General features: G+C 60.8%; 20 protein-coding genes. 14 read left to right on the top strand and 6 right to left on the bottom strand.

Annotated elements, in window-relative coordinates; all coding sequences use genetic code 11:
- The first annotated feature begins 79 nt into the window (after positions 1-79).
- Positions 80-1,198, top strand: a complete 1,119-nt coding sequence (locus OK142_RS12525) for a branched-chain amino acid ABC transporter substrate-binding protein (protein WP_003491769.1) — start codon at positions 80-82, stop codon at positions 1,196-1,198.
- A gap of 192 nt (positions 1,199-1,390) precedes the next feature.
- Here the strand turns inward: OK142_RS12525 and OK142_RS12520 are convergent, their stop codons facing one another.
- From OK142_RS12520 to OK142_RS12500, 5 genes are all read right to left on the bottom strand, one after another.
- The gene (locus OK142_RS12520) at positions 1,391-1,927 is read right to left on the bottom strand and encodes an AAA family ATPase (protein WP_498683049.1); all 537 of its coding nucleotides are present in this window, start codon (positions 1,925-1,927) and stop codon (positions 1,391-1,393) included.
- Between the two features lie 278 nt (positions 1,928-2,205).
- Positions 2,206-3,135, bottom strand: coding sequence for a response regulator (locus OK142_RS12515; RefSeq protein WP_498683047.1), 930 nt, complete (start codon positions 3,133-3,135; stop codon positions 2,206-2,208).
- Positions 3,132-6,527 (bottom strand): hybrid sensor histidine kinase/response regulator, encoded by a 3,396-nt coding sequence (locus OK142_RS12510; protein WP_498683045.1) that lies wholly within the window; start codon positions 6,525-6,527, stop codon positions 3,132-3,134. The genes OK142_RS12515 and OK142_RS12510 overlap by 4 nt, the downstream gene beginning before the upstream one ends.
- A 31-nt stretch (positions 6,528-6,558) precedes the next feature.
- Positions 6,559-7,329 carry an SDR family oxidoreductase gene (locus tag OK142_RS12505; protein WP_498683042.1) on the bottom strand — a complete coding sequence of 257 codons (771 nt, stop codon included), beginning with the start codon at positions 7,327-7,329 and terminating at the stop codon, positions 6,559-6,561.
- 218 nt (positions 7,330-7,547) lie between these two features.
- The gene (locus OK142_RS12500; RefSeq protein WP_003520621.1) at positions 7,548-8,582 is read right to left on the bottom strand and encodes a glutamine synthetase beta-grasp domain-containing protein; all 1,035 of its coding nucleotides are present in this window, start codon (positions 8,580-8,582) and stop codon (positions 7,548-7,550) included.
- A gap of 480 nt (positions 8,583-9,062) precedes the next feature.
- On the opposite strand from OK142_RS12500, the gene OK142_RS12495 reads away from it, so the two are divergent.
- The 5 genes from OK142_RS12495 (at position 9,063) to urtD (ending at position 14,755) form a co-directional block, all read left to right on the top strand.
- On the top strand, positions 9,063-9,269 hold the full coding sequence (locus tag OK142_RS12495) for a DUF2735 domain-containing protein (protein WP_003520619.1): 207 nt from the start codon (positions 9,063-9,065) through the stop codon (positions 9,267-9,269).
- A 367-nt stretch (positions 9,270-9,636) separates the two neighbouring features.
- Complete coding sequence (urtA, locus tag OK142_RS12490; protein ID WP_035219970.1) at positions 9,637-10,926, top strand: urea ABC transporter substrate-binding protein; 1,290 nt, start codon at positions 9,637-9,639, stop codon at positions 10,924-10,926.
- Positions 10,927-11,206: 280 nt separating this feature from the next.
- A complete protein-coding gene (gene urtB, locus OK142_RS12485) occupies positions 11,207-12,820 on the top strand; it encodes an urea ABC transporter permease subunit UrtB (RefSeq protein WP_498683040.1) in 1,614 nt (537 codons plus the stop codon).
- Complete coding sequence (urtC, locus tag OK142_RS12480) at positions 12,817-13,989, top strand: urea ABC transporter permease subunit UrtC (RefSeq protein ID WP_498683038.1); 1,173 nt, start codon at positions 12,817-12,819, stop codon at positions 13,987-13,989. The genes urtB and urtC overlap by 4 nt, the downstream gene beginning before the upstream one ends.
- Positions 13,990-13,993: 4 nt before the next feature.
- Complete coding sequence (urtD, locus tag OK142_RS12475; RefSeq protein WP_296068481.1) at positions 13,994-14,755, top strand: urea ABC transporter ATP-binding protein UrtD; 762 nt, start codon at positions 13,994-13,996, stop codon at positions 14,753-14,755.
- A 149-nt stretch (positions 14,756-14,904) separates the two neighbouring features.
- Here the strand turns inward: urtD and OK142_RS12470 are convergent, their stop codons facing one another.
- Positions 14,905-15,189 carry a GIY-YIG nuclease family protein gene (locus OK142_RS12470; protein ID WP_498683033.1) on the bottom strand — a complete coding sequence of 95 codons (285 nt, stop codon included), beginning with the start codon at positions 15,187-15,189 and terminating at the stop codon, positions 14,905-14,907.
- Positions 15,190-15,437: 248 nt separating this feature from the next.
- On the opposite strand from OK142_RS12470, the gene urtE reads away from it, so the two are divergent.
- From urtE to OK142_RS12430, 8 genes are all read left to right on the top strand, one after another.
- Positions 15,438-16,133, top strand: coding sequence for an urea ABC transporter ATP-binding subunit UrtE (gene urtE / locus OK142_RS12465; RefSeq protein ID WP_498683031.1), 696 nt, complete (start codon positions 15,438-15,440; stop codon positions 16,131-16,133).
- A 255-nt stretch (positions 16,134-16,388) separates the two neighbouring features.
- Positions 16,389-17,642 carry a CE1 family esterase gene (locus OK142_RS12460; protein ID WP_498683029.1) on the top strand — a complete coding sequence of 418 codons (1,254 nt, stop codon included), beginning with the start codon at positions 16,389-16,391 and terminating at the stop codon, positions 17,640-17,642.
- Positions 17,549-18,400 carry an urease accessory protein UreD gene (locus tag OK142_RS12455; protein WP_498683027.1) on the top strand — a complete coding sequence of 284 codons (852 nt, stop codon included), beginning with the start codon at positions 17,549-17,551 and terminating at the stop codon, positions 18,398-18,400. Before OK142_RS12460 ends, OK142_RS12455 begins: the two co-directional genes overlap by 94 nt.
- Before the next feature lie 112 nt (positions 18,401-18,512).
- Positions 18,513-18,815, top strand: coding sequence for an urease subunit gamma (locus tag OK142_RS12450; RefSeq protein WP_003491738.1), 303 nt, complete (start codon positions 18,513-18,515; stop codon positions 18,813-18,815).
- A gap of 10 nt (positions 18,816-18,825) precedes the next feature.
- A complete protein-coding gene (locus tag OK142_RS12445) occupies positions 18,826-19,083 on the top strand; it encodes a DUF1272 domain-containing protein (protein WP_498683024.1) in 258 nt (85 codons plus the stop codon).
- 20 nt (positions 19,084-19,103) lie between these two features.
- Complete coding sequence (locus OK142_RS12440) at positions 19,104-19,409, top strand: urease subunit beta (protein WP_003491734.1); 306 nt, start codon at positions 19,104-19,106, stop codon at positions 19,407-19,409.
- A 1-nt stretch (position 19,410) separates the two neighbouring features.
- Positions 19,411-19,767 (top strand): GFA family protein, encoded by a 357-nt coding sequence (locus OK142_RS12435; RefSeq protein ID WP_003491730.1) that lies wholly within the window; start codon positions 19,411-19,413, stop codon positions 19,765-19,767.
- A 9-nt stretch (positions 19,768-19,776) separates the two neighbouring features.
- Positions 19,777-20,187, top strand: a complete 411-nt coding sequence (locus OK142_RS12430) for a lysozyme inhibitor LprI family protein (protein WP_498683243.1) — start codon at positions 19,777-19,779, stop codon at positions 20,185-20,187.
- The last annotated feature ends 1 nt before the right edge of the window (position 20,188 follow it).

The following is a 20,188-nucleotide window of genomic DNA, read 5'->3' as shown; positions in this document are numbered from 1 at the left end:
AACAGTTTCCTGTTCAGTGAAGGTGGGTACTGAACAGGCCCTAGTAACCAACCCATCCAAAGGAACTGGGAGTAAAGTAATGAAGAAGTCTCTTCTTTCCGCCGTTGCGCTGACCGCCATGGTCGCCTTCAGCGGTTCGGCCTGGGCCGATGTCCTGATCGCTGTCGGTGGCCCGCTGACCGGCCCGAACGCTGCTTTCGGTGCTCAGCTTCAGAAGGGTGCCGAGCAGGCTGCGAAAGACATCAACGCTGCCGGCGGCATCAACGGCGAACAGATCAAGATCGTGCTGGGCGATGACGTTTCCGACCCCAAGCAGGGCATCTCGGTTGCCAACAAATTCGTTGCTGATGGCGTGAAATTCGTCGTCGGCCACTTCAACTCTGGCGTTTCCATTCCTGCTTCCGAAGTTTATGCCGAAAACGGCATTCTCGAAGTAACGCCTGCTGCGACCAACCCCGTATTCACCGAGCGTGGCCTGTGGAACACCTTCCGCACCTGCGGTCGTGACGACCAGCAGGGCGGCATCGCCGGCAAGTATCTGGCCGACCACTACAAGGACGCCAAGATCGCCATCATTCACGACAAGACCCCCTATGGTCAGGGCCTTGCCGACGAAACCAAGAAGGCAGCCAATGCGGCCGGCCTGACGGAAGCCATGTATGAAGGCGTCAATGTCGGCGACAAGGACTTCTCCGCGCTGATCTCGAAGATGAAGGAAGCCGGCGTCACGGTTATCTATTGGGGTGGCCTGCACACGGAAGCCGGTCTGATCATCCGCCAGGCGGCCGATCAGGGCCTGAAGGCGAAGCTCATCTCGGGTGACGGCATCGTCTCGAACGAACTTGCCTCCATCGCCGGCGACGCTGTCGAAGGCACGCTCAACACCTTCGGTCCCGATCCGACGCTGCGTCCTGAAAACAAAGAACTGGTAGAGAAGTTCAAGGCCGCTGGCTTCAACCCGGAAGCCTACACCCTCTACTCCTACGCCGCCCTGCAGGCGATTGCCGGCGCTGCCAAGGCTGCCGGTTCGGTTGAGCCGGAAAAGGTTGCCGAAGCTCTGAAGAAGGGCACCTTCCCGACCGCGCTCGGCGATATCTCCTTCGACGAGAAGGGCGACCCGAAGCTTCCCGGTTACGTCATGTACGAGTGGAAGAAGGGCCCGGACGGCAAGTTCAGCTACTTCCAGCAGGGGACGTGAGTCCTACTGGATAATTTTCTATCGAAGCCCGGCAGCGATGCCGGGCTTTTTTTTGGTGAGCGGCTGAACTCTTCTGGTGTCATCCTCGGGCTTGACCCGAGGATCCACCGCCGCGCGAGGAATGGATCCTCGGGTCAGGCCCGAGGATGACGTCGAGTGTGAGAGCACACACACAGCCTGAGTTGCTGTACTTCAGCCCACTTTCGCCGCCAGCCTCTCCAGTACCATATCGGCGCGCTCCGAAACCGGAGCTTTCGGCAGCACCACCGTTTCATAATCCAGCCGGGCGTAATCACGCAGCAGGCGTTGATACTCTACCACCGCCGCATCCAAACCGTGTTTGCGCTCGCTGTCTCCCCGGTAAATTTCCGGCCAGGGTGGGGTGAGGAAAACCAGCTGGTTATAGCGATGCGTGTTTTGCAGCGTATCGATAAATCCGTCACCGCTGACATGGTGAAGTGCCGAGGCGGCGTCGATCAGGCCGCGATCGAAAAAGAGAAGGCCATTCGGCGGGGCCTTTTGCCGGTCTCCGAGCGCCATGGCGATGGCGCGGCGGGCGAAGGCTTCGATGTCGATCCACGGCAGGGCCGTGCCGCCATTGCGGGTTTCTTCGATGACGATGCGGCGGCCGGGCTCTCCCACGGTGGCGAAACCGCGTCGGGCAAGCTCGGCGAGAAGCGTGGATTTTCCGCCGCCGGAGCAGCCGGAAAGAATGATGAAACGGTCCATGGGAACGTCCTCCTTGTTGGGGATGCGAGATATGTTTGGGGGAATGGGTTGCGGCGTTGCCGTTTGTTTCTTCTCCCCGAGGGGGAGAAGGTGGCCCGAAGGGTCGGATGAGGGGGCAACGTTGCCGGATTTCGGAGAGCTTGCCCCCTCATCCCGCTGCCGCGGACTTCTCCCCCTCGGGGAGAAGAAACAAGGGGCCGCCGCTCGACTAGTTAGCGGACGCTACGCTCAAGCAGAAAATATATGTTGGCCGAACCATACCACACTCAGCGCTGTCGTCACCCCTGATGCAATATATGCGCCGCCTTCACAGCCGCCGAAGCGCGGTTTTCGACGCCGAGCTTTACATAGATCTGTTCCAGATGCTTGTTCACGGTTCTGGCGGAAAGGCCGAGAATATCGCCGATATCGCGGTTGGATTTGCCCTTGGCGATCCACAGCAGCACTTCCGATTCCCGCGTCGTCAGGGCGAAATGGCTTTTCAGCAGATGGTCGTCCGATTTCTCGTTGGCGGCGGTCAGGCGGAAGAGATATTCGTCCGGTCCCATGGCGCCGAGGAAGGAGAGTTGCAAAGCGGGCCGCCCGGCCTCAGTGATCGTCAGCGGCGAATCGCGGGCGGCATCCACCGTCGCCCTGTCCGAAAGCCAGCCGGAAATATGGGCAACGACGATCTCCAGCCCATCATCACGGCCGGTGGCGGCATTGACCAGCCGGGTCGCCTGCGGCGTCGACCAGTGGATGGCGCCATTGGCGCGCACCGCAAGCAGGTGGCGGCCGGCAGCATCGAGCGCGACGCGGGCGCTTTGCGCCGAACGGGCATTGGAGAGATGGACGCGGATGCGGGCGCGCAGCTCGTCGATGTTGATCGGCTTGGTCAGATAATCGACACCGCCGGATTCGAGCGCCCGCACCACATGTTCGGTCTCGGTCAGCCCGGTCATGAAGATGACGGGCACCTGCGCCACCGCCGCATTGGCCTTCAGGCGGCGGCAGGTCTCGAAACCGTCCATGGCCGGCATGACGGCGTCGAGCAGGATGATATCGGGCGTGATGCGTTCGGCAATGTTGAGCGCGGCCTGCCCGGATGTGGCGATCAGCGCCGAAAAGCCTGACTGTTCCAGCGCATCGGTGAGGAACCCCAATGCCTCCGGGCTGTCATCCACCAGCAATACGATGTCTCTCGGCAGTGCCGTCCCTGGCCCGCTCATGCCTTGCCGTCTCCCATGTCGCTATCCGCAAACCGTTTGAGAAAATGCGCGTAACCGGCCAGATCGAAGGCCTGCACATAGGTGCCAAGCTCTTGCGTGAAGGGCAGGTTTTCCGTGTTGCGGGCAAGATCGGCGAGTTTCGCCTCTATGCCGCGTATGTAGCCTATTTCGCCGAGCCTCTGCAAATCCTTGATATGAATTGCGCCGGGATGAACGATCTGCGCCGGCGGCTGGGGGATGGGTGCAGGGGGAAGGTCGGTATCGTAAATCCATTTCAGGCCGAGATGCACCGCAAGCCTGTCGCACAGGTGGCGGATATCGACCGGCTTGGCGATGGCGTCGTTGTGATTGTCTTCTCCGGCACCCGCGACAGTGCCATCACCGATATTGGCCGAGAGCATGATGAGCGGGGCGGTCTGCCCGGCTTCGCGCAGTTTCGTAACCAGCTGCCAGCCGGTCATGCCGGGCATGTAAATATCGATGAGGAAAAGATCGGGCTTCACGCCTTCGATGAGTGTCAGGCAGTCCGGCCCGCTCTGGGCGGTCAGCACCACGAAATCGAGCGGCGAAAGTACCTGCCGCATCAGCTCGCGGTGATCCTCGTTGTCATCAACCACCACGATGGTGCGGCGCGGGCCGGAATAGGAGCGGATGGTCTTTTCTGCCGCCGGTGCCGTGCTTGGCCGATGCACGGCAGAGAGCATGAGGCGGACGCGGAAGGTGGAGCCCTCATCTTTTTCGCTGGAGACGGAAATTTCGCCGCCGAGCGTGTTGGTCAGAAGCCTCGTAATGGTGAGCCCGAGGCCGAGGCCCGGCATGGGGCGCACGCTTTCGGCCTCGCCGCGCTGGAAGGGTTCGTAGATGCGGGCGAGGTCTTTTTCGGCGATGCCGCGCCCGGTATCCGACACCGTGAAGCTTGCCACCTGGCTGCGATAGGCGACATCGAAGGTGACGCTGCCCTCGTCGGTGAACTTGATGGCATTTGAGAGCAGGTTGACGAGAATCTGGCGCAGACGCTTTTCATCGGTGCGGACATATTGCGGCAGGGCCCGCGACCGGTCGTGGCGGAACTCCAGCCCCTTGGCCTGCGCCTGCGGGCGGAACATATCGACGATCTGGTCGAGGAAATCCTGAATATTGATCTCGTTGGAATAGACCTGCAGACGGCCGGCCTCGATCTTGGAAATATCCAGAAGCCCGTCGATCAGGCCGGAGAGATGGTCGGCGGAACGGCGGATGACCTTGATGGCCGATTGCCGGGGAGGGGGAATGGTCTCGTCACGTTCGAGGATCTGGGCGTAACCTAACACGGCGTTGAGCGGCGTGCGCAGCTCGTGGCTGAGGCCGACGACATAACGGCTCTTGGCGCGGTTGGCGGCTTCGGCCGTTTCCTTGGCGTCCTGAAGGGCGGCGTCGGTCTTTTTGTGGGCTGCGATTTCTTTGAGGAGCAATGTGTTCTGGCGTGAGGATTCCTCCTCCGCCACCACCCGGCTGTCATGGGCGAGAACCAGAAACCAGCAGACGATGCCGGCGATGACGGCGAAGACGAAGAACACGATGAGGATGGTGCGGTTGACCACATCTGCCGTTTCAGGCGAGGCGGTGCCGACCTGATGGGCGATCATCGCGAGAATGCCGCCGATGGCGGTGACGGCGATGGCCGCCGCCATGCCGTAACGCCCGAGCCGGGTGGCGAGTTTGGCCACCAGCTGATCCGGCAGGAAGGATTTCGCGACGGTGGCGACCTGATAATTGAGCTTGGCCTTCGGCTTGCACATGTCGTGGCAGCGGCTGTCCAGCGAGCAGCAGAGCGAACAGATCGGTGCCGCATAGGCCGGGCACCACGCCATGTCCTCCGGCTCGAACGGGTGTTCGCAGATCGAACAGGTGATGGCGCTCAGTTCGCGCCATTGCTGGCGCGGTTTGCGGGCCAGATAGAACTTGCCCTTCGTGCCCCATGCGATCAGCGGCGAGGCGATGAAGGCGACGATCAGGGTCAGATAGGGCGCAAGTGAGGCGGCGAGTTCGCCGAAGGTGCCGAAATGCGCCATCAGCGCAATGGTGGCCGAAAGCGCCATGGAGCCGACGCCGACCGGATTGATATCGTAGAGATGGGCGCGCTTGAACTCGATGCCTGATGGAGCAAGGCCGAGCGGCTTGTTGATGAAGAGATCGGCCGAGATGGTGCAGAGCCAGGCCATGGCGATGATGGAGAAGATGCCGAGGGTTTCTTCCAGCAGCCGGTAGATACCGAGTTCCATCAGAAGCAGCGCGATCGCCACATTAAAGACCAGCCAGACGACGCGGCCGGGATGACTGTGGGTGAGCCGCGAGAAGAAGTTCGACCATGCGAGCGAACCCGCATAGGCATTCATGACGTTGATCTTCAGCTGCGAGACCACCACGAAGGCGACCATCAGCAGCATGGCGGCGGTCTCGTTGGGGATCATGTAACCGAAGGCGGTGAGGTACATCTGGGCCGGATCGGCGGCGCGATCCACCGAGACGCCGGAGCTGAAGGTCAAGACCACGAGGAAGGAGCCGGCCAGCAGCTTCGGCACACCGACGACCACCCAGCCCGCTCCCGCCAGAAAGACCGCGATGCGATGGCGCAGCCGGCTCTGGCCTTCCGCGGGCAGGAAGCGGAGGAAGTCCACCTGTTCGCCGATCTGCGACATCAGCGCGAGAATGACGGCGGAGGCCGCGCCGAATTCCACCAGATTGAAGTGGGCCACGGTGCCCGGCGGGCCGGAAGCATGATGAATACCGGCAAAGGCGCGCCAGAGATCGTATTTTTCCCAGTCCATCAAAGCGATGAACACGAAAGGCAGGACGTTGAGGATGATCCAGAAGGGCTGGGTGATGATCTGGAAACGGCTTATGAGCCGCACGCCATGGGTGACCAGCGGAATGACCATGACGGCCGAGATGATATAGCCGATCCAGAGCGGAATGCCGAGCGCCAGTTCCAGCGCGCCGGACATGATCGACGCCTCGATGGCGAAGAGCATGAAGGTGAAGGCGGCGTAGATCAGCGAGGTGATGGTGGAGCCGATGTAACCGAAACTTGCGCCGCGCGTCAGAAGATCGATATCGACGCCGTGGCGGATGGCGTAGCGGCTGATCGGCAGGCCGACCGCGAGCATGGCGATGGCGGCGACGAGGATGGCGTAAAAGGCGTTGGTGGTGCCATAGGACAGCGTGATCGCGCCGCCGATGGCTTCCAGCGCCAGAAAGGAAATTGCGCCGATGGCGGTGTGGGAAATGCGGTTGGAGGAAAACTGCCGGGCGCTTTTGGCGGTGAAGCGCAGCGCATAATCTTCCAGCGTCTGGTTGGCGACCCAGCGGTTATATTCGCGCCTGACGGGGATGATGCGTTGCCGTGCGGCCATGCCTATCTAGCGCCTTTCCGCAACGGGCCTCTCACAGCCGCACCGACATGCCGCCATCCACCGTCAGCACATGGCCGTTGACGAAGGAGGCCGCGTCGCTGGCCAGAAACAGCGCCGCACCGGCGATCTCGTCCGGCCGGCCCCAGCGCTCCAGCGGCACGCGCAGCTTGGCGAAGGCCACCATCTCAGGGTTTTCAGCAAGGGCGGCATTGGTTTCTGTCGCGAACATGCCGGGTGCGATGGCGTTGCTGGTGATGCCGCGCGCGCCATATTCCACGGCAATGGCGCGCATCAGCCCGGTCAGCCCCTGTTTGGCGACGGGATAGATCGCATCGCCCGGCCGAACGATATGGCCGAGAATGGAGGTGATGGTAATGATGCGGCCGTAACCGTTGGTGTTCATGGCCTCCGCCGCGTCGCGTGACAGCGAGATGGAGGAGGTGAGGTCGGTACGGATGAGCTCCAGCACGTCCTCGTCGCTGAATTCGGCAAGCGGGCGGCGGTCGCGTGCGCCGACATTGTTGACGAGGATATCGAGATGGCCGAACTCGTCCATCATACGGCGAACAAGAGCGCTGCCGGCTGCCGTATCGGCAATATCGAAGGCGGCGTAATCGGCTTTTCCGCCAGCCTTGCGCAACGTGTCGACCGCCTGTTCCAGCGTTTCGGCATTGCGGCCGGTCAGCCACACATGCGCGCCCGCTTCGGCAAAGGCGCTGGCAATTTCAAAACCGAGGCCGCGGCCGCTGCCGGTGATGATGGCCGTGCGGTTTTCGAGAGAGAATTTCTGGAGAATGCCCATCGCTCACCTTCTTGCTTTAGAGCGTCGGACCGAAAACGACGGTGCGGTTTTCGGAAAATCCGAGGCTGTTGGTCAAGGCCACGCCGCTTGTTTGAGCTTGCGTATGGGAAGACTATGCCGTGTGCGGCGCTCGGCGAAAGGTCGCCTGACCGGCCCGGCCGTTCGGTGGACAGAAAAATGGCGTCGCCCGGTTGCGGGCGACGCCATGTCTTGGCTTATCAGGCAGCAGCCGACTTTGCGAGCGGCACTTCTGCGATCGTCTTCAGAACGACGGAAGCGATCTGGTAAGGGCAGCCCTGCGAGTTCGGACGACGGTCTTCAAGGTAACCCTTGTAACCGTTGTTGACGAAGGAATGCGGAACGCGGATCGAGGCGCCACGGTCGGCAACGCCGTAGGAGAACTTGTTCCACGGAGCGGTTTCGTGCTTGCCGGTCAGGCGCAGGTGGTTGTCCGGACCGTAAACGTCGATGTGCTCTTTCCAGTTCTTGGCGAAAGCGGCCATGAGGGCTTCGAAATAGTCCTTGCCGCCAACTTCGCGCATGAACTTGGTGGAGAAGTTGCAGTGCATGCCCGAACCGTTCCAGTCGGTGTCGCCGAGCGGCTTGCAATGGAATTCGACGTCGATGCCGTACTGTTCGCAAAGACGCAGCAGCAGATAACGGGCGATCCAGATCTGGTCGGCGGCGCGCTTGGAGCCCTTGCCGAATACCTGGAATTCCCACTGGCCCTTGGCCACTTCGGCGTTGATGCCTTCGTGGTTGATGCCGGCTTCGAGGCAGAGGTCGAGGTGCTCTTCAACGATTTCGCGGGCAACCGAACCGACATTCTTGAAGCCGACGCCGGTGTAATAAGGACCCTGCGGAGCCGGGTAACCCTGTTCCGGGAAGCCGAGCGGGCGGCCGTCCTGGTAGAAGAAATATTCCTGTTCGAAACCGAACCATGCGTCCTCGTCGTCGAGGATGGTTGCGCGGCTGTTCGAAGCATGCGGGGTGACGCCATCGGGCATCATGACTTCGCACATGACGAGTGCACCGTTGGAGCGGGCCGGGTCGGGATAGATCGCGACGGGCTTCAGCACGCAATCCGACGAGTGGCCTTCGGCCTGCTGCGTGGACGAGCCATCAAAGCCCCAAAGCGGCAGCTGCTCGAGTGTGGGGAATTCGTCGAATTCCTTGATCTGGGTCTTGCCGCGCAGGTTGGGGACCGGCTTGTATCCGTCCAGCCAGATGTACTCGAGTTTGAACTTAGTCATTACGAACCTCTCATAGGTAACAATGCGAAGCCTTGAGGCCTCCCGTGGCTTTGGCCACCGAAGCGCATTCGCGTTCAAGGGCTGACCCCTTAGATGCATGCCGCGTGCCAGATTGGCGATATCAGGCGATTTTTTCGAAAAATCTTTCAGGCCCCCTGTCGCGCAGGAGCCTGGATATCGCGCGTGGCTGGTTCTGCTGCGCTGCGGCAGGCAAATTCACCTCTCATGTTTCATCATTGAATCCTGATAGATAGCTGGCGTCTCCCGGCGGAATGCCCTGCTGCGGTGCAATGATTTCGGTTGCGCGCGAGGGATTGGCATTTGCCCCAAAAACCGGCGCTTTCGGAATGGTTTTTCTTGTAGATGAGCCGATTAATGCCTATATTTTTCGCAAGGTGATTTTTTTTTAATCAAACGGAGCGAATCTGGCCTTTGCGGGTTAGCTCCAGACATAAAGTGCTTCGATGCAAACAAAGTGAGATGATCGAAATGGCAACTGGCATTCATCGCGAGACGGCAACGATCTATCAATTCCCGGTCGGCGGGCGCGCGGGTCTTTCCAAGTTCCGCAACAGCAGCCTCAGCGACCTCGAGCGTCAGGCGCAGGAGCCGCATATCGATTTCGGTTCGTGGTATCACGACGATGCGATCCGCGACGAAGAGCGGAACGACAAGCCACATTCCTGATGTGGGATTTGTAAACTGCGGCCGATTGCCAGATAATCGGTCTATCTATCTGCGTGTCTCCAACACCAACTGCCCACTCTGCGTCATCCTCGGGCTTGACCCGAGGATCCACTATCTGGAGGGGCCATGGATCCTCGCCTCAAGGGCGAGGATGACGTCGAATAGGTGGTGACGGTCCGGCGTGGAACCGCATTGTGTTTCAACAACTACCTTCCCTCCCCAAACACCCCCTGCATCTTTCGCCACCCCGCCTACGTCAATTGACGTATACGGTTTCGCTCTCACGAGATCGATAGTCCCTTCCAGCAGCGGCCGCAGATGCCGCTGAGCCTCCACGAGAGGCCAAACAAGGAGAGGGGTTCTTCCGATGATATTCCGCAAGACGCTTAGTGCCGCGCTGCTTGGCGCGATCCTGTCCACCACCGCCTTCCACGGCGCTTTTGCCGCTGACGACACCATCAAGGTCGGCGTGCTGCATTCGCTGTCCGGCACCATGGCCATTTCAGAGACGACGCTGAAGGACGCCATGCTGATGCTCATCGACGAGCAGAACAAGAAGGGCGGCGTGCTTGGCAAGAAACTCGAAGCCGTGGTGGTCGACCCGGCCTCCGACTGGCCGCTTTTCGCCGAAAAGGCCCGCCAGCTTATTTCGCAGGACAAGGTCGCCGCCGTTTTCGGCTGCTGGACGTCTTCCTCGCGCAAGTCGGTTCTGCCGGTCTTCGAGGAACTGAACTCGATCCTATTCTATCCGGTTCAGTACGAGGGTGAAGAATCCTCGCGCAACATCTTCTACACGGGTGCTGCACCGAACCAGCAGGCCATTCCGGCCGTCGATTATCTCGCCAATACCGAAGGTGTGGAGCGCTGGGTTCTGGCCGGCACGGACTATGTCTATCCGCAGACCACCAACAAGATCCTGAAGGCCTACCTGATGTCGAAGGGCGTCAAGGAAGAGGACATCATGATCAACTACACGCCGTTCGGTCATTCCGACTGGCAGACGATCGTGTCCGACATCAAGAAATTCGGCTCGGCCGGCAAGAAGACCGCCGTGGTTTCCACCATCAATGGTGACGCCAATGTGCCGTTCTACAAGGAACTGGCAAACCAGGGCATCAAGGCTGAAGACATTCCCGTCGTTGCCTTCTCCGTCGGTGAAGAAGAGCTTGCCGGTCTCGATACCGCACCGCTGGTCGGCCACCTTGCCGCCTGGAACTACTTCCAGTCCGTCGATGCGCCGGTCAATGCCGAATTCATCAAGACCTGGCATGCCTTTACCAAGAACGACAAGCGCGTGACCAACGACCCGATGGAAGCCGCCTATATCGGCTTCAACGCCTGGGTAAAGGCCGTCGAATCCGCCGGCACGACGGATACGGACAAGGTTCTCGACTCGATTATCGGCGTTTCCGTGCCGAACCTTTCGGGCGGTTACTCCACCGTCATGCCGAACCACCACATCACCAAGCCGGTGCTGATCGGCGAAATCCAGGCTGACGGCCAGTTCGAAATCGTGCAGCAGACGCCGCAGGTCGTGGGTGACGAGTGGTCGGATTATCTGCCGGACTCGAAGGATCTGATCTCGGACTGGAGGAAGCCGATGTCTTGCGGCAACTTCAATGTGGCCAGCGGCAAGTGCGGCGGCAAGGGTAGCTGATTAGCGGAGGTTCGGGGGGCCGCCCCTCTGGGGGCGGTGGCTTGAACTTCTATCGTTCGAAACTGAACAAGCATGCCCCCCTCTGCCCTGCCGGGCATCTCCCCCACAGGTGGGGAGATCGACTCGCAGCAAGGCCCCGCCCTTTCTCATCTGTCGAGATAGAGCGACGTGAGTGCGTCTTGCCGATCTCCCTCCTTGTGGGGGAGATGCCCGGCAGGGCAGAGGGGGGTGGCGGCACCCGCAGACGGCACTTCTACCGGAAACGCTCTAAGGAACCGACATGACGATCCGATCTTTTCTCGGAGCTGTTTTTTTCTTTCTCACCCTTGGGATCGCGGCCCAATCCATGGCGCAAAGCGACCCAAAGGCGCTGATCGATGCGCTCGGTACGGCGGATTTCAAGCAGGCCGAAACGTTGATCGGGCAGATTGCCGCCACCGGCGACGCACGGGTGGTGCCGGCGCTTGAGGCATTCGCATCGGGCGAGCTTTACGTCCGCAAGGCCGACAATCTGGTGTTCATGACGCGGGCCGCCGGGTCCAACTTCACGCTGATCGATCCGCTTTCAGGCGAAACCGTGGGCGAAGCGCCGAAGGCGGCCGTTTCCAAGATCAGGGTCAACAATAATCTTCGCCGCGTCATCCGCGCCGCGATGGGCGGGCTGACGCTGCTCAGCCCGGAAAAATCCGTGCGGCTTTCGGCGGCGGATGCCGTCTTGAAAGCGCCGAGCGCGGAAAATCTCGAATTGCTGGAAGCGGCCATCGCCAGGGAAAGCGACAGTGAGGTGCGGACCCGGATGGAGGAGGCGCGAGCCGTTTCGCTGCTCTCCTCCGACCGGTCGCTCGCTGAGAAGAAGGACGCGATCGCCACCATCAAGAAGCTGGGCGGGCGCGACGCCATCGGCATTCTGATGGCGGCCTCCGCTTCCGTCGATCAAAGCCTGAAACCGGATATCGACAGCGCCATATCGAGCATCGAAAGCTCCCTTGCCTTCTGGGATTATGCGCAGAATGTCTGGTACGGCCTGTCGCTTGGTTCCGTTCTCCTGCTTGCGGCCATCGGTCTTGCCATCACCTTCGGCGTCATGGGCATCATCAACATGGCCCATGGCGAAATGGTGATGATCGGCGCTTACTCCACCTTCATGGTGCAGGAGGTAATCCGTTCCAACTTCCCCGGCCTGTTCGACTGGTCGCTTGCAATTGCCCTGCCTGTCGCCTTTTTGGTCACGGCCTTCGTCGGCCTTGTCATGGAGCGCGGCGTCATCCGCTTTCTCTACGGGCGGCCGCTGGAAACGCTGCTCGCCACCTGGGGCATTTCGCTCATCCTGCAACAGGGGGTGCGCTCCATCTTCGGCCCGACCAACCGGGAAGTCGGCAGCCCCGGCTGGATGTCCGGCTCCTTCAGCGTCGGTTATCTCAATTTCACCTGGAACCGGGTGTGGATCGTCTGTTTCTCGCTTTCGGTGTTCTTCGCGCTGCTGGTTCTCCTGAAGCGCTCTTCCTTCGGCCTGCAGATGCGCGCCGTGACGCAGAACCGCCGCATGGCCTCTTCCATGGGCATTCGCACCCCCTGGGTGGATGCCTTCACCTTCGCGCTCGGTTCCGGCGTTGCCGGTCTCGCCGGCGTGGCGCTGTCGCAGATCGACAATGTCTCGCCCAATCTCGGCCAGAGCTACATCATCGACAGTTTCATGGTGGTGGTGTTCGGCGGCGTCGGCAATCTCTGGGGAACGCTGGTCGGCGCGCTGTCGCTCGGCGTGCTCAACAAGTTCCTCGAGCCGACGGTCGGTGCCGTGCTCGGCAAGATTCTCGTGCTTGTTCTCATCATCCTGTTCATCCAGAAGCGGCCGCGCGGTCTCTTCGCACTCAAGGGAAGGGCGATCGAAGCATGATTACCGGCTTCCTCCTGCGCGCGCTCGACCGCCGCATCTCCATCGCCATCGGCATCATTCTGGCCATTGCCGTGCTGGTGCCCGCCTCCAACCTGCTGTTGCCTGCCGATAGCGCGTTTCGCATCCCCACCTACATCATGTCGATGCTCGGCAAATATCTGGCCTATGCGCTGCTGGCGCTGGCGCTTGATCTGGTCTGGGGTTATTGCGGAATTCTCTCGCTTGGCCACGCCGCCTTCTTTGCGCTCGGTGGTTATGCCATGGGCATGTATCTGATGCGGCAGATCGGCACGCGTGGCGTTTACGGTCATCCCGTGCTGCCCGATTTCATGGTGTTCCTCAACTGGAAGGAATTGCCGTGGTTCTGGCACGGCTTCGACATGTTCTGGTTTGCAGCACTGATGGTGCTGGTGGTGCCGGGGCTGCTGGCCTTCGTGTTCGGCTGGTTCGCCTTCCGCTCGCGCGTAAACGGCGTTTATCTCTCGATCATCACGCAGGCCATGACCTATGCCCTGCTGCTCGCCTTCTTCCGCAACGACATGGGTTTCGGCGGCAATAATGGGCTGACCGATTTCAAGGACATCCTCGGCTTTTCCGTGCAGGCGGATGGTACGCGCGCCGTGCTGTTCGCCATGACGGCGGTGATGCTGGCGATCTCGCTGCTGATCGCATCGGGCATCGTCAATTCCAAATTCGGCAAGGTGCTGGTGGGCGTGCGTGATGCCGAAAGTCGGGTGCGTTTCCTTGGCTTCAGGGTGGAAAACATCAAGCTCTTCACCTTCGTCGTATCAGCCATGATGGCGGGCATTGCCGGCGCGTTGTTCGTGCCGCAGGTGGGCATCATCAATCCCGGCGAATTTTCGCCCGCCAACTCCATCGAAGTGGTGGTGTGGACGGCGGTGGGCGGGCGCGGCACGCTGATCGGGCCGATCATCGGTGCGCTCTTGGTCAATGGCGGCAAGAGCTATTTCACCGGCGCTTTTCCGGAATTCTGGCTGTTTGCGCTGGGTGGCCTGTTCATCGCGGTGACGCTGTTCTTCCCGAAGGGCATCGTCGGCACCGTGCAGCATTATCTCGTCGGGCGTCGCGAAAAGCGGGGCGCGCGGGCGGCAGGCGACGCCCAGCAACCCGGCAACGACAGCGCGGTTGCGCAACAGGCGGCGGAGTAAGCCCATGAATACGGTTTCCGAAAACAGAACCAAAAGCCTGCTTTATCTGGATGGCGTCTCGGTTTCCTTCGATGGTTTCAAGGCGCTCAATTCCCTCTCCTTCGTGGTGGAACCGGGCGAGCTGCGCGCCATTATCGGCCCGAACGGTGCTGGCAAGACGACGATGATGGATATCATCACCGGCAAGACAAGGCCGGATACGGGCACGGTGCTGTTCGAAGACAGTATCGACCTCACCAAGAAGGACGAGGCGGATATTGCCCAGCTCGGCATCGGGCGGAAATTCCAGAAGCCGACCGTGTTCGAAAGCCATACCGTCTGGGACAATCTGGAACTGGCGCTCAACCGCAAACGCGGCGTCTTCGCCACGCTGTTCTATCGGCTGACGGAGGAAGACAAGGCGCGCATCGAGGAAATCCTCGCCACCGTGCGTCTCAGCCACCGCCGCGGCGATCTCGCCGCCAACCTCTCGCACGGCCAGAAACAATGGCTGGAAATCGGCATGCTCTTGGCGCAGGAGCCGAAGCTGCTGTTGGTGGACGAGCCGGTGGCCGGCATGACGGATGCGGAAACCGCCGAAACCGCCGTGCTTCTGAAGGAAATCGCCAAAACCCGGTCGGTGGTGGTGGTGGAGCACGACATGGGCTTCATCCGCGAGCTGGGCGTGAAGGTGACGTGTCTTGCCGAAGGCTCGGTACTGGCCGAAGGGTCGATCGATTTTGTGTCCAGCGATCCGAAGGTGATCGAGAATTATCTGGGGCGGTGATGGGGCGGCTCATTGTTTCGGTTATTTGGCGCTTGCCGCTATGGATCCTCGGGTCAAGCCCGAGGATGACGGCGGAGAGTGTGGCACTGGTATCGACAAAACCACTGACGTCATCCTCGGGCTTGACCCGAGGATCCACCCCCAAGCCCTCATCCAAATTGCTCATAAAGATCGCGCCACTCCGGATTAAAATCCTCGATCAGCTTGATCTTCCAGTCGCGATACCAGCGCTTCAGCGATTTTTCCCGCTGGATGGCGGTGCCAATGCTCATATGCTCCTCGTACCAGACGAGCCGTGTACAGCCGTAGATGCTCGTGAAACCTTTCGTCAGTCCTTCGCGATGTTCGTAAATTCGTTGCTCGAGGTTCGACGTCACCCCGATATAGAGCGTTCCGTGCCTGCCGCTCGCAACAATGTAGACGAAGCCGGTCAAGGTGGTCTCTCGGGGGTGGATCCTCGGGTCAGGCCCGAGGATGACGGGTGGGTGGGGGTTACGTCCAGAGATTATTCCGGGAGTGTTGCGAGAAAATTTTCGCTGCCTGGCTTTCCGCCGGCAGGGCGAAACAGCAAGTCGGAACTCATATCTGGCAAGGTCGCGCTGCGTCCAGCTCACTCCACGTCATCCTCGGGCTTGACCCGAGGACCCACACCGCAATCTCCCCTGCAATCACAGGTAGCGCCATGCTGAACGTCGAAAACATCAACCTCCATTATGGCGCAGCACAGGCCCTGCGCGGCGTGTCGCTGAAAGCGGAGATGGGCAAGATCACCTGTGTTCTCGGCCGCAACGGGGTGGGCAAAAGCTCGCTGCTGCGCGCGGTCACCGGCCAGCACGCCATCAGCGGCGGGACGATCAGTTTTGAAGGGGCGGCGCTGGATGGGCTGGCGCCTTACCACCGGGCCAAGCGCGGTGTCGGCTATGTGCCGCAGGGGCGGGAAATCTTTCCGCTGCTCAGCGTGCAGGAGAACCTTGAAAGCGGTTATGCGCCGCTCGCCCGCAGGGAGCGTTTCATTCCGGATGATATTTTCAGCTTGTTTCCGGTGCTGCAAACCATGCTGGGACGGCGTGGCGGCGATCTTTCCGGCGGACAGCAGCAGCAGCTCGCCATCGGCCGGGCGCTGGTGACGCGGCCGAAAATCTTGGTCCTTGATGAGCCGACCGAGGGCATTCAGCCGTCGATCATCAAGGATATCGGCCGGGCGATCAAATACCTGCGCGACTCCACCGGCATGGCGATCCTGCTGGTCGAGCAATATCTGGATTTCTGCCGCGAGCTTGCCGACCATGTCTACATCATGGACCGGGGCGAGATCGTGCATCAAGGGCTTGCCGAAACGCTGGATACGCCGGAAGCGCGGCGTCATCTGACAGTATAGATCGAGACTAAAAACGCCGCGCGCCGATCACGGCGTGCAAACGGCCGATTAATATTTTGAAAGCCTATGCGCCTGTGCATGGCTTTCATGCGCAATTTTAGCATTTCATTGAATAAAAGCCTGTGATATTGGCAGCGCAAATGCTGCATGCGAGACACAGGAAAAGTCTATTCGCACGCCGCGACAGTTGATCCCTTACATTCCACGCACGTCCGACGTATCGTCGGGGAAACCGTGCCCAATAAAGGCGTGTCAATGAATCAAGACTTTGCCCCTGGCCGGGCCGCCCGGCTGTTCCGCTCCGTCCGCACCCTCTTTATGGGTCTTGCGATGTGCGCGAGCGCCGGCGTCGCAGCGTCGGCATCGACCTGCGGTCAGCTTCAGGGCGCCGGCATGGAGCCGGGCCGGCATGATTTTTCCATTCTCTCCAGTGGCCAGAAACGCGACGGCGTCTATTTTGTTCCATCAGCCTATGACGGAAAAAAGCCGCTGCCGGTGGTGTTCGATTTCCACGGCTCCAACAGCAATCCGCATGGCCAGCTGAACCGCAGCGGCTGGGACAAGCTTGCCGAGCGCGACGGCCTGATGGTTGTGGCGCTGGCGGGCAGCCTCAATGGCGAAATGCCCGGCACCCATGCCTGGAATGTTCCGGGTGTTACCACACGTCCCGGCGGGCTGGATGAGGTGAGCTTCATTCGCGATGCCATTGCCATGGTGAAGGGCAAGTTCTGCGTGGATGAAGAGCGCTTTTACGGCTCCGGTTATTCCGGCGGCGGGCGCATGCTGTCACAATTCATCTGCAACGGCAGCGCGGATTTCACCGCTGCCGGCTTCGTCGCATCGCTGCGTGCCGGTTATCCGCTGGAGACCGAAGGCAAATGGGGGCCGGATGCGGCAAGCTGCAAGCCGGCGCGGCCGATGTCGATCATCGCCTTTGCGGGTCTGAAGGATCCCGCCAATCCCTATCAGGGCGGCGGCAAGTCCTACTGGCAATATGGCGGCGAAACGGCGCTGAAGCGCTGGGCCGAGATGGATGGCTGCAAGGGCGGCGCGAAAACCAAGCCGGGCGAGAGCTTCACCGTCAATTCCTACGACGTTTGCAAGGGCGGCGCACGCATCCAGTCCTATGTCATCGACAATTGGGACCATGCCTGGCCGCGCGCCACCATGAAGGCCGAAGTGCTGGCAGCGGCCGCGGTCGTCACCCGCAAGCCGGGCGGCGAGCAGACGCCGAAGGCGGAACCCGCCGTGGAGCGCAAGATGCCCACAGGCGAAGTGACGCGCACGGTTGATGCGGCGGAAAGAATGTGGGATTTCTTCCGCAACACGGAAGGACAGATGGTCGTTGACGCCGTCGTCAAAAAAGATTGCGGTGCCAAGGCCGGGTCCGCTTCCGCAACAGCTTCGGAGACCGCGTGCAGCCAGAACAGCAAGTCATCCGCCCTTCCGGTTGCGAAGACGGTCAACCTGCCCGGCAGCAGCGCGCCCGTGGCAGAGGACGCATTGTAACCAAGGCAGTCGAAGGGCGCAGCCGGCTGGAGCAACTGTTTCAGGAAGGCTGCGCCAAGATCCGCCTGCCGGATACTTTTTCCAATGAGATCGAGGCCATTCTCATCAATTCCTCCGGCGGTTTGACCGGCGGAGACGAGATGGAATGGCAGGCGGTTGCCGGTGCCGGCACCTCGCTGGTGGTGACGACGCAGGCCTGCGAGAAGGTCTACAAGGCGTCGTCCGGCACCGCCACTGTGACCGCCCGCGTTTCCGCAGGGCCGGGTGCGCGGCTGCATTGGCTGCCACAGGAAACCATTCTTTTCGACCGGGCGTCCCTGACCCGCAGGCTGGAAGCCGATCTCGATGCAACCTCGGAATTCATCGCCGTTGAGGCCGTGCTGCTCGGGCGTCAGGCCATGGGCGAGTCGATGGTGCAGGGCCTGTTCCGGGATCGCTGGCGCATTCGCCATCGCGGCAAGCTGGTGCATGCCGAAGAGCTGCTGCTTGCGGGCGAAGTGGCGGAGCTGACCGCCAAACCGGCGGTGCTTGCCGGCCAGGTAGCATTCGCCACCCTTCTTTACATCGGGCCCTTGGCCGAGGCGCTTTTGCCTAAAATCCGGGCTATTGCCGGGGAAAGCGGCGGCGCCAGCGAATGGCAGGGCAAGCTGGTCGTGCGCGTTTCCGCAGTCGACGGTTTCTCCTTGAGAAAAATACTTTTTCCGGTGATTTCGCTCTTGCGAAATGGTGCATCAGTGCCGAAAGTCTGGAATCTGTAAATCTCCGGATCGCCCGCGACAGGCGACCTTCCGGGGTCTGTCAAACAAGTCGGATCTGGCTCCGTAAACGCTTTGATTTGCGGGGCTAAGGTGCGAAAGCTGCGGGACGACGATGAACCTTAGCCCAAGAGAAAAAGACAAGCTCCTGATTTCCATGGCCGCCATGGTGGCCCGCCGCCGGCTGGAGCGTGGCGTGAAGCTGAATTACCCGGAAGCGATTGCGCTGATTACCGATTTCGTGGTCGAGGGTGCGCGCGATGGCCGCGCCGTGGCCGACCTGATGGAAGCGGGAGCGCATGTCATTTCCCGCGATCAGGTGATGGAAGGCATCGCCGAAATGATCCATGATGTGCAGGTGGAAGCGACGTTTCCTGACGGCACCAAGCTGGTGACCGTTCACGAACCGATACGGTGAGGGAACCAACATGGCGCTGGAACTTCGGCCCAATTGCGAATGCTGCGACCGCGATCTTGCCCCCGACAGCCGGGATGCGATGATCTGCTCGTTCGAATGCACCTTCTGCGTCGATTGTGCGACGGATGTGCTTCACGACGCCTGCCCGAATTGCGGCGGCGAGCTGGTTCGCAGGCCCATCCGCCCGGCGGCCAAACTCGTCAACAACCCGGCATCAACGGCGCGGGTGCTAAAGGCCGAAGGCTGCGCGACAGTCACCGCCGCTTGAGAGAGATAAAGGGGAGCACCATGAAACCAGGCGAAATCATTGCCGCTGAGGGCACCATCGAACTCAATGCCGGCCAGCCGACCGTGACGATCGAGGTGGCCAATACCGGCGACCGGCCGGTGCAGGTGGGCAGCCATTACCATTTCTTCGAGACCAATGCGGGTCTCGTTTTCGACCGCGACAAGGTGCGCGGCATGCGTCTCGACATTCCGGCTGGAACAGCGGTTCGTTTCGAACCCGGCCAGAAGCGGGAGGTGACGCTGGTGCCGCTTTCCGGCAAACGCGAGGTTTACGGTTTTCGTCAACAGATCATGGGGAGGTTGTGAAATGACGACGGAACATTATCACGGAAGTTGCCAGTGCGGCGATGTCAGCTTCGAGGTCGATGCCGATCTCGACCACACGGTCATCTGCAATTGTTCGCGCTGCAAGCGCCTCGGCTCGACCCTTGCCTTTGCGCCGCGAGACAAGTTCACGCTGCTTTCCGGCGAGGACAAGCTGACGGAATATCTGTTCAACAAGCACCACATTCATCATCTTTTCTGCTCCACCTGCGGCATTGAAAGTTTTGCCTATGCCGACGGACCGGACGGGACGCCGATGGTGGCGGTGAATGCCAATTGTCTTGATGGTGTCGATCCACGCGCGCTGAAGTCGCAGGCTTTCGATGGCGCGGCGGCCTGAATGATGGCGATGACCCTGCAAAAACTCCGTTTCGCGGCGGCTGGACTGCTGTCCCTTGCAGCTTTTCCCGCGCTGGCCCAGAACGCGCCCGACTGCAAGGAACCGCAGACGCAGGCGGATATGACGATCTGTGCCGGACAGGATTATGAGAAGGCCGACAAGCAGCTGAACGCCGAGTATCAGAAGGTTCGCAAGCAGCTTGCGGAACGCGACAGGACGGCGGATGAGAGCGGCAAGGGCGCCTCCGAGGCGCTGATTGCCGCCCAGCGCGCCTGGGTGGCGTTTCGCGATGCCAATTGCGATGCCTTCGGTTTTCAGGCACGCGGCGGCACGATGGAGCCGATGCTGGTTTCCTCCTGCCTTGCCGATATGAGCCGCAAGCGCGCCGACGAATTGCGTCAGCTTTCCGAGGGTTTCTGAC

This window comes from Agrobacterium sp. BT-220-3, assembly GCF_025910175.1.
GTDB classification, from domain to species: Bacteria; Pseudomonadota; Alphaproteobacteria; order Rhizobiales; family Rhizobiaceae; genus Agrobacterium; species Agrobacterium oryzihabitans.
The sequence above is the reverse complement of the archived record's forward strand: the minus strand, read 5'-3'. Positions and strand labels throughout refer to the sequence as shown.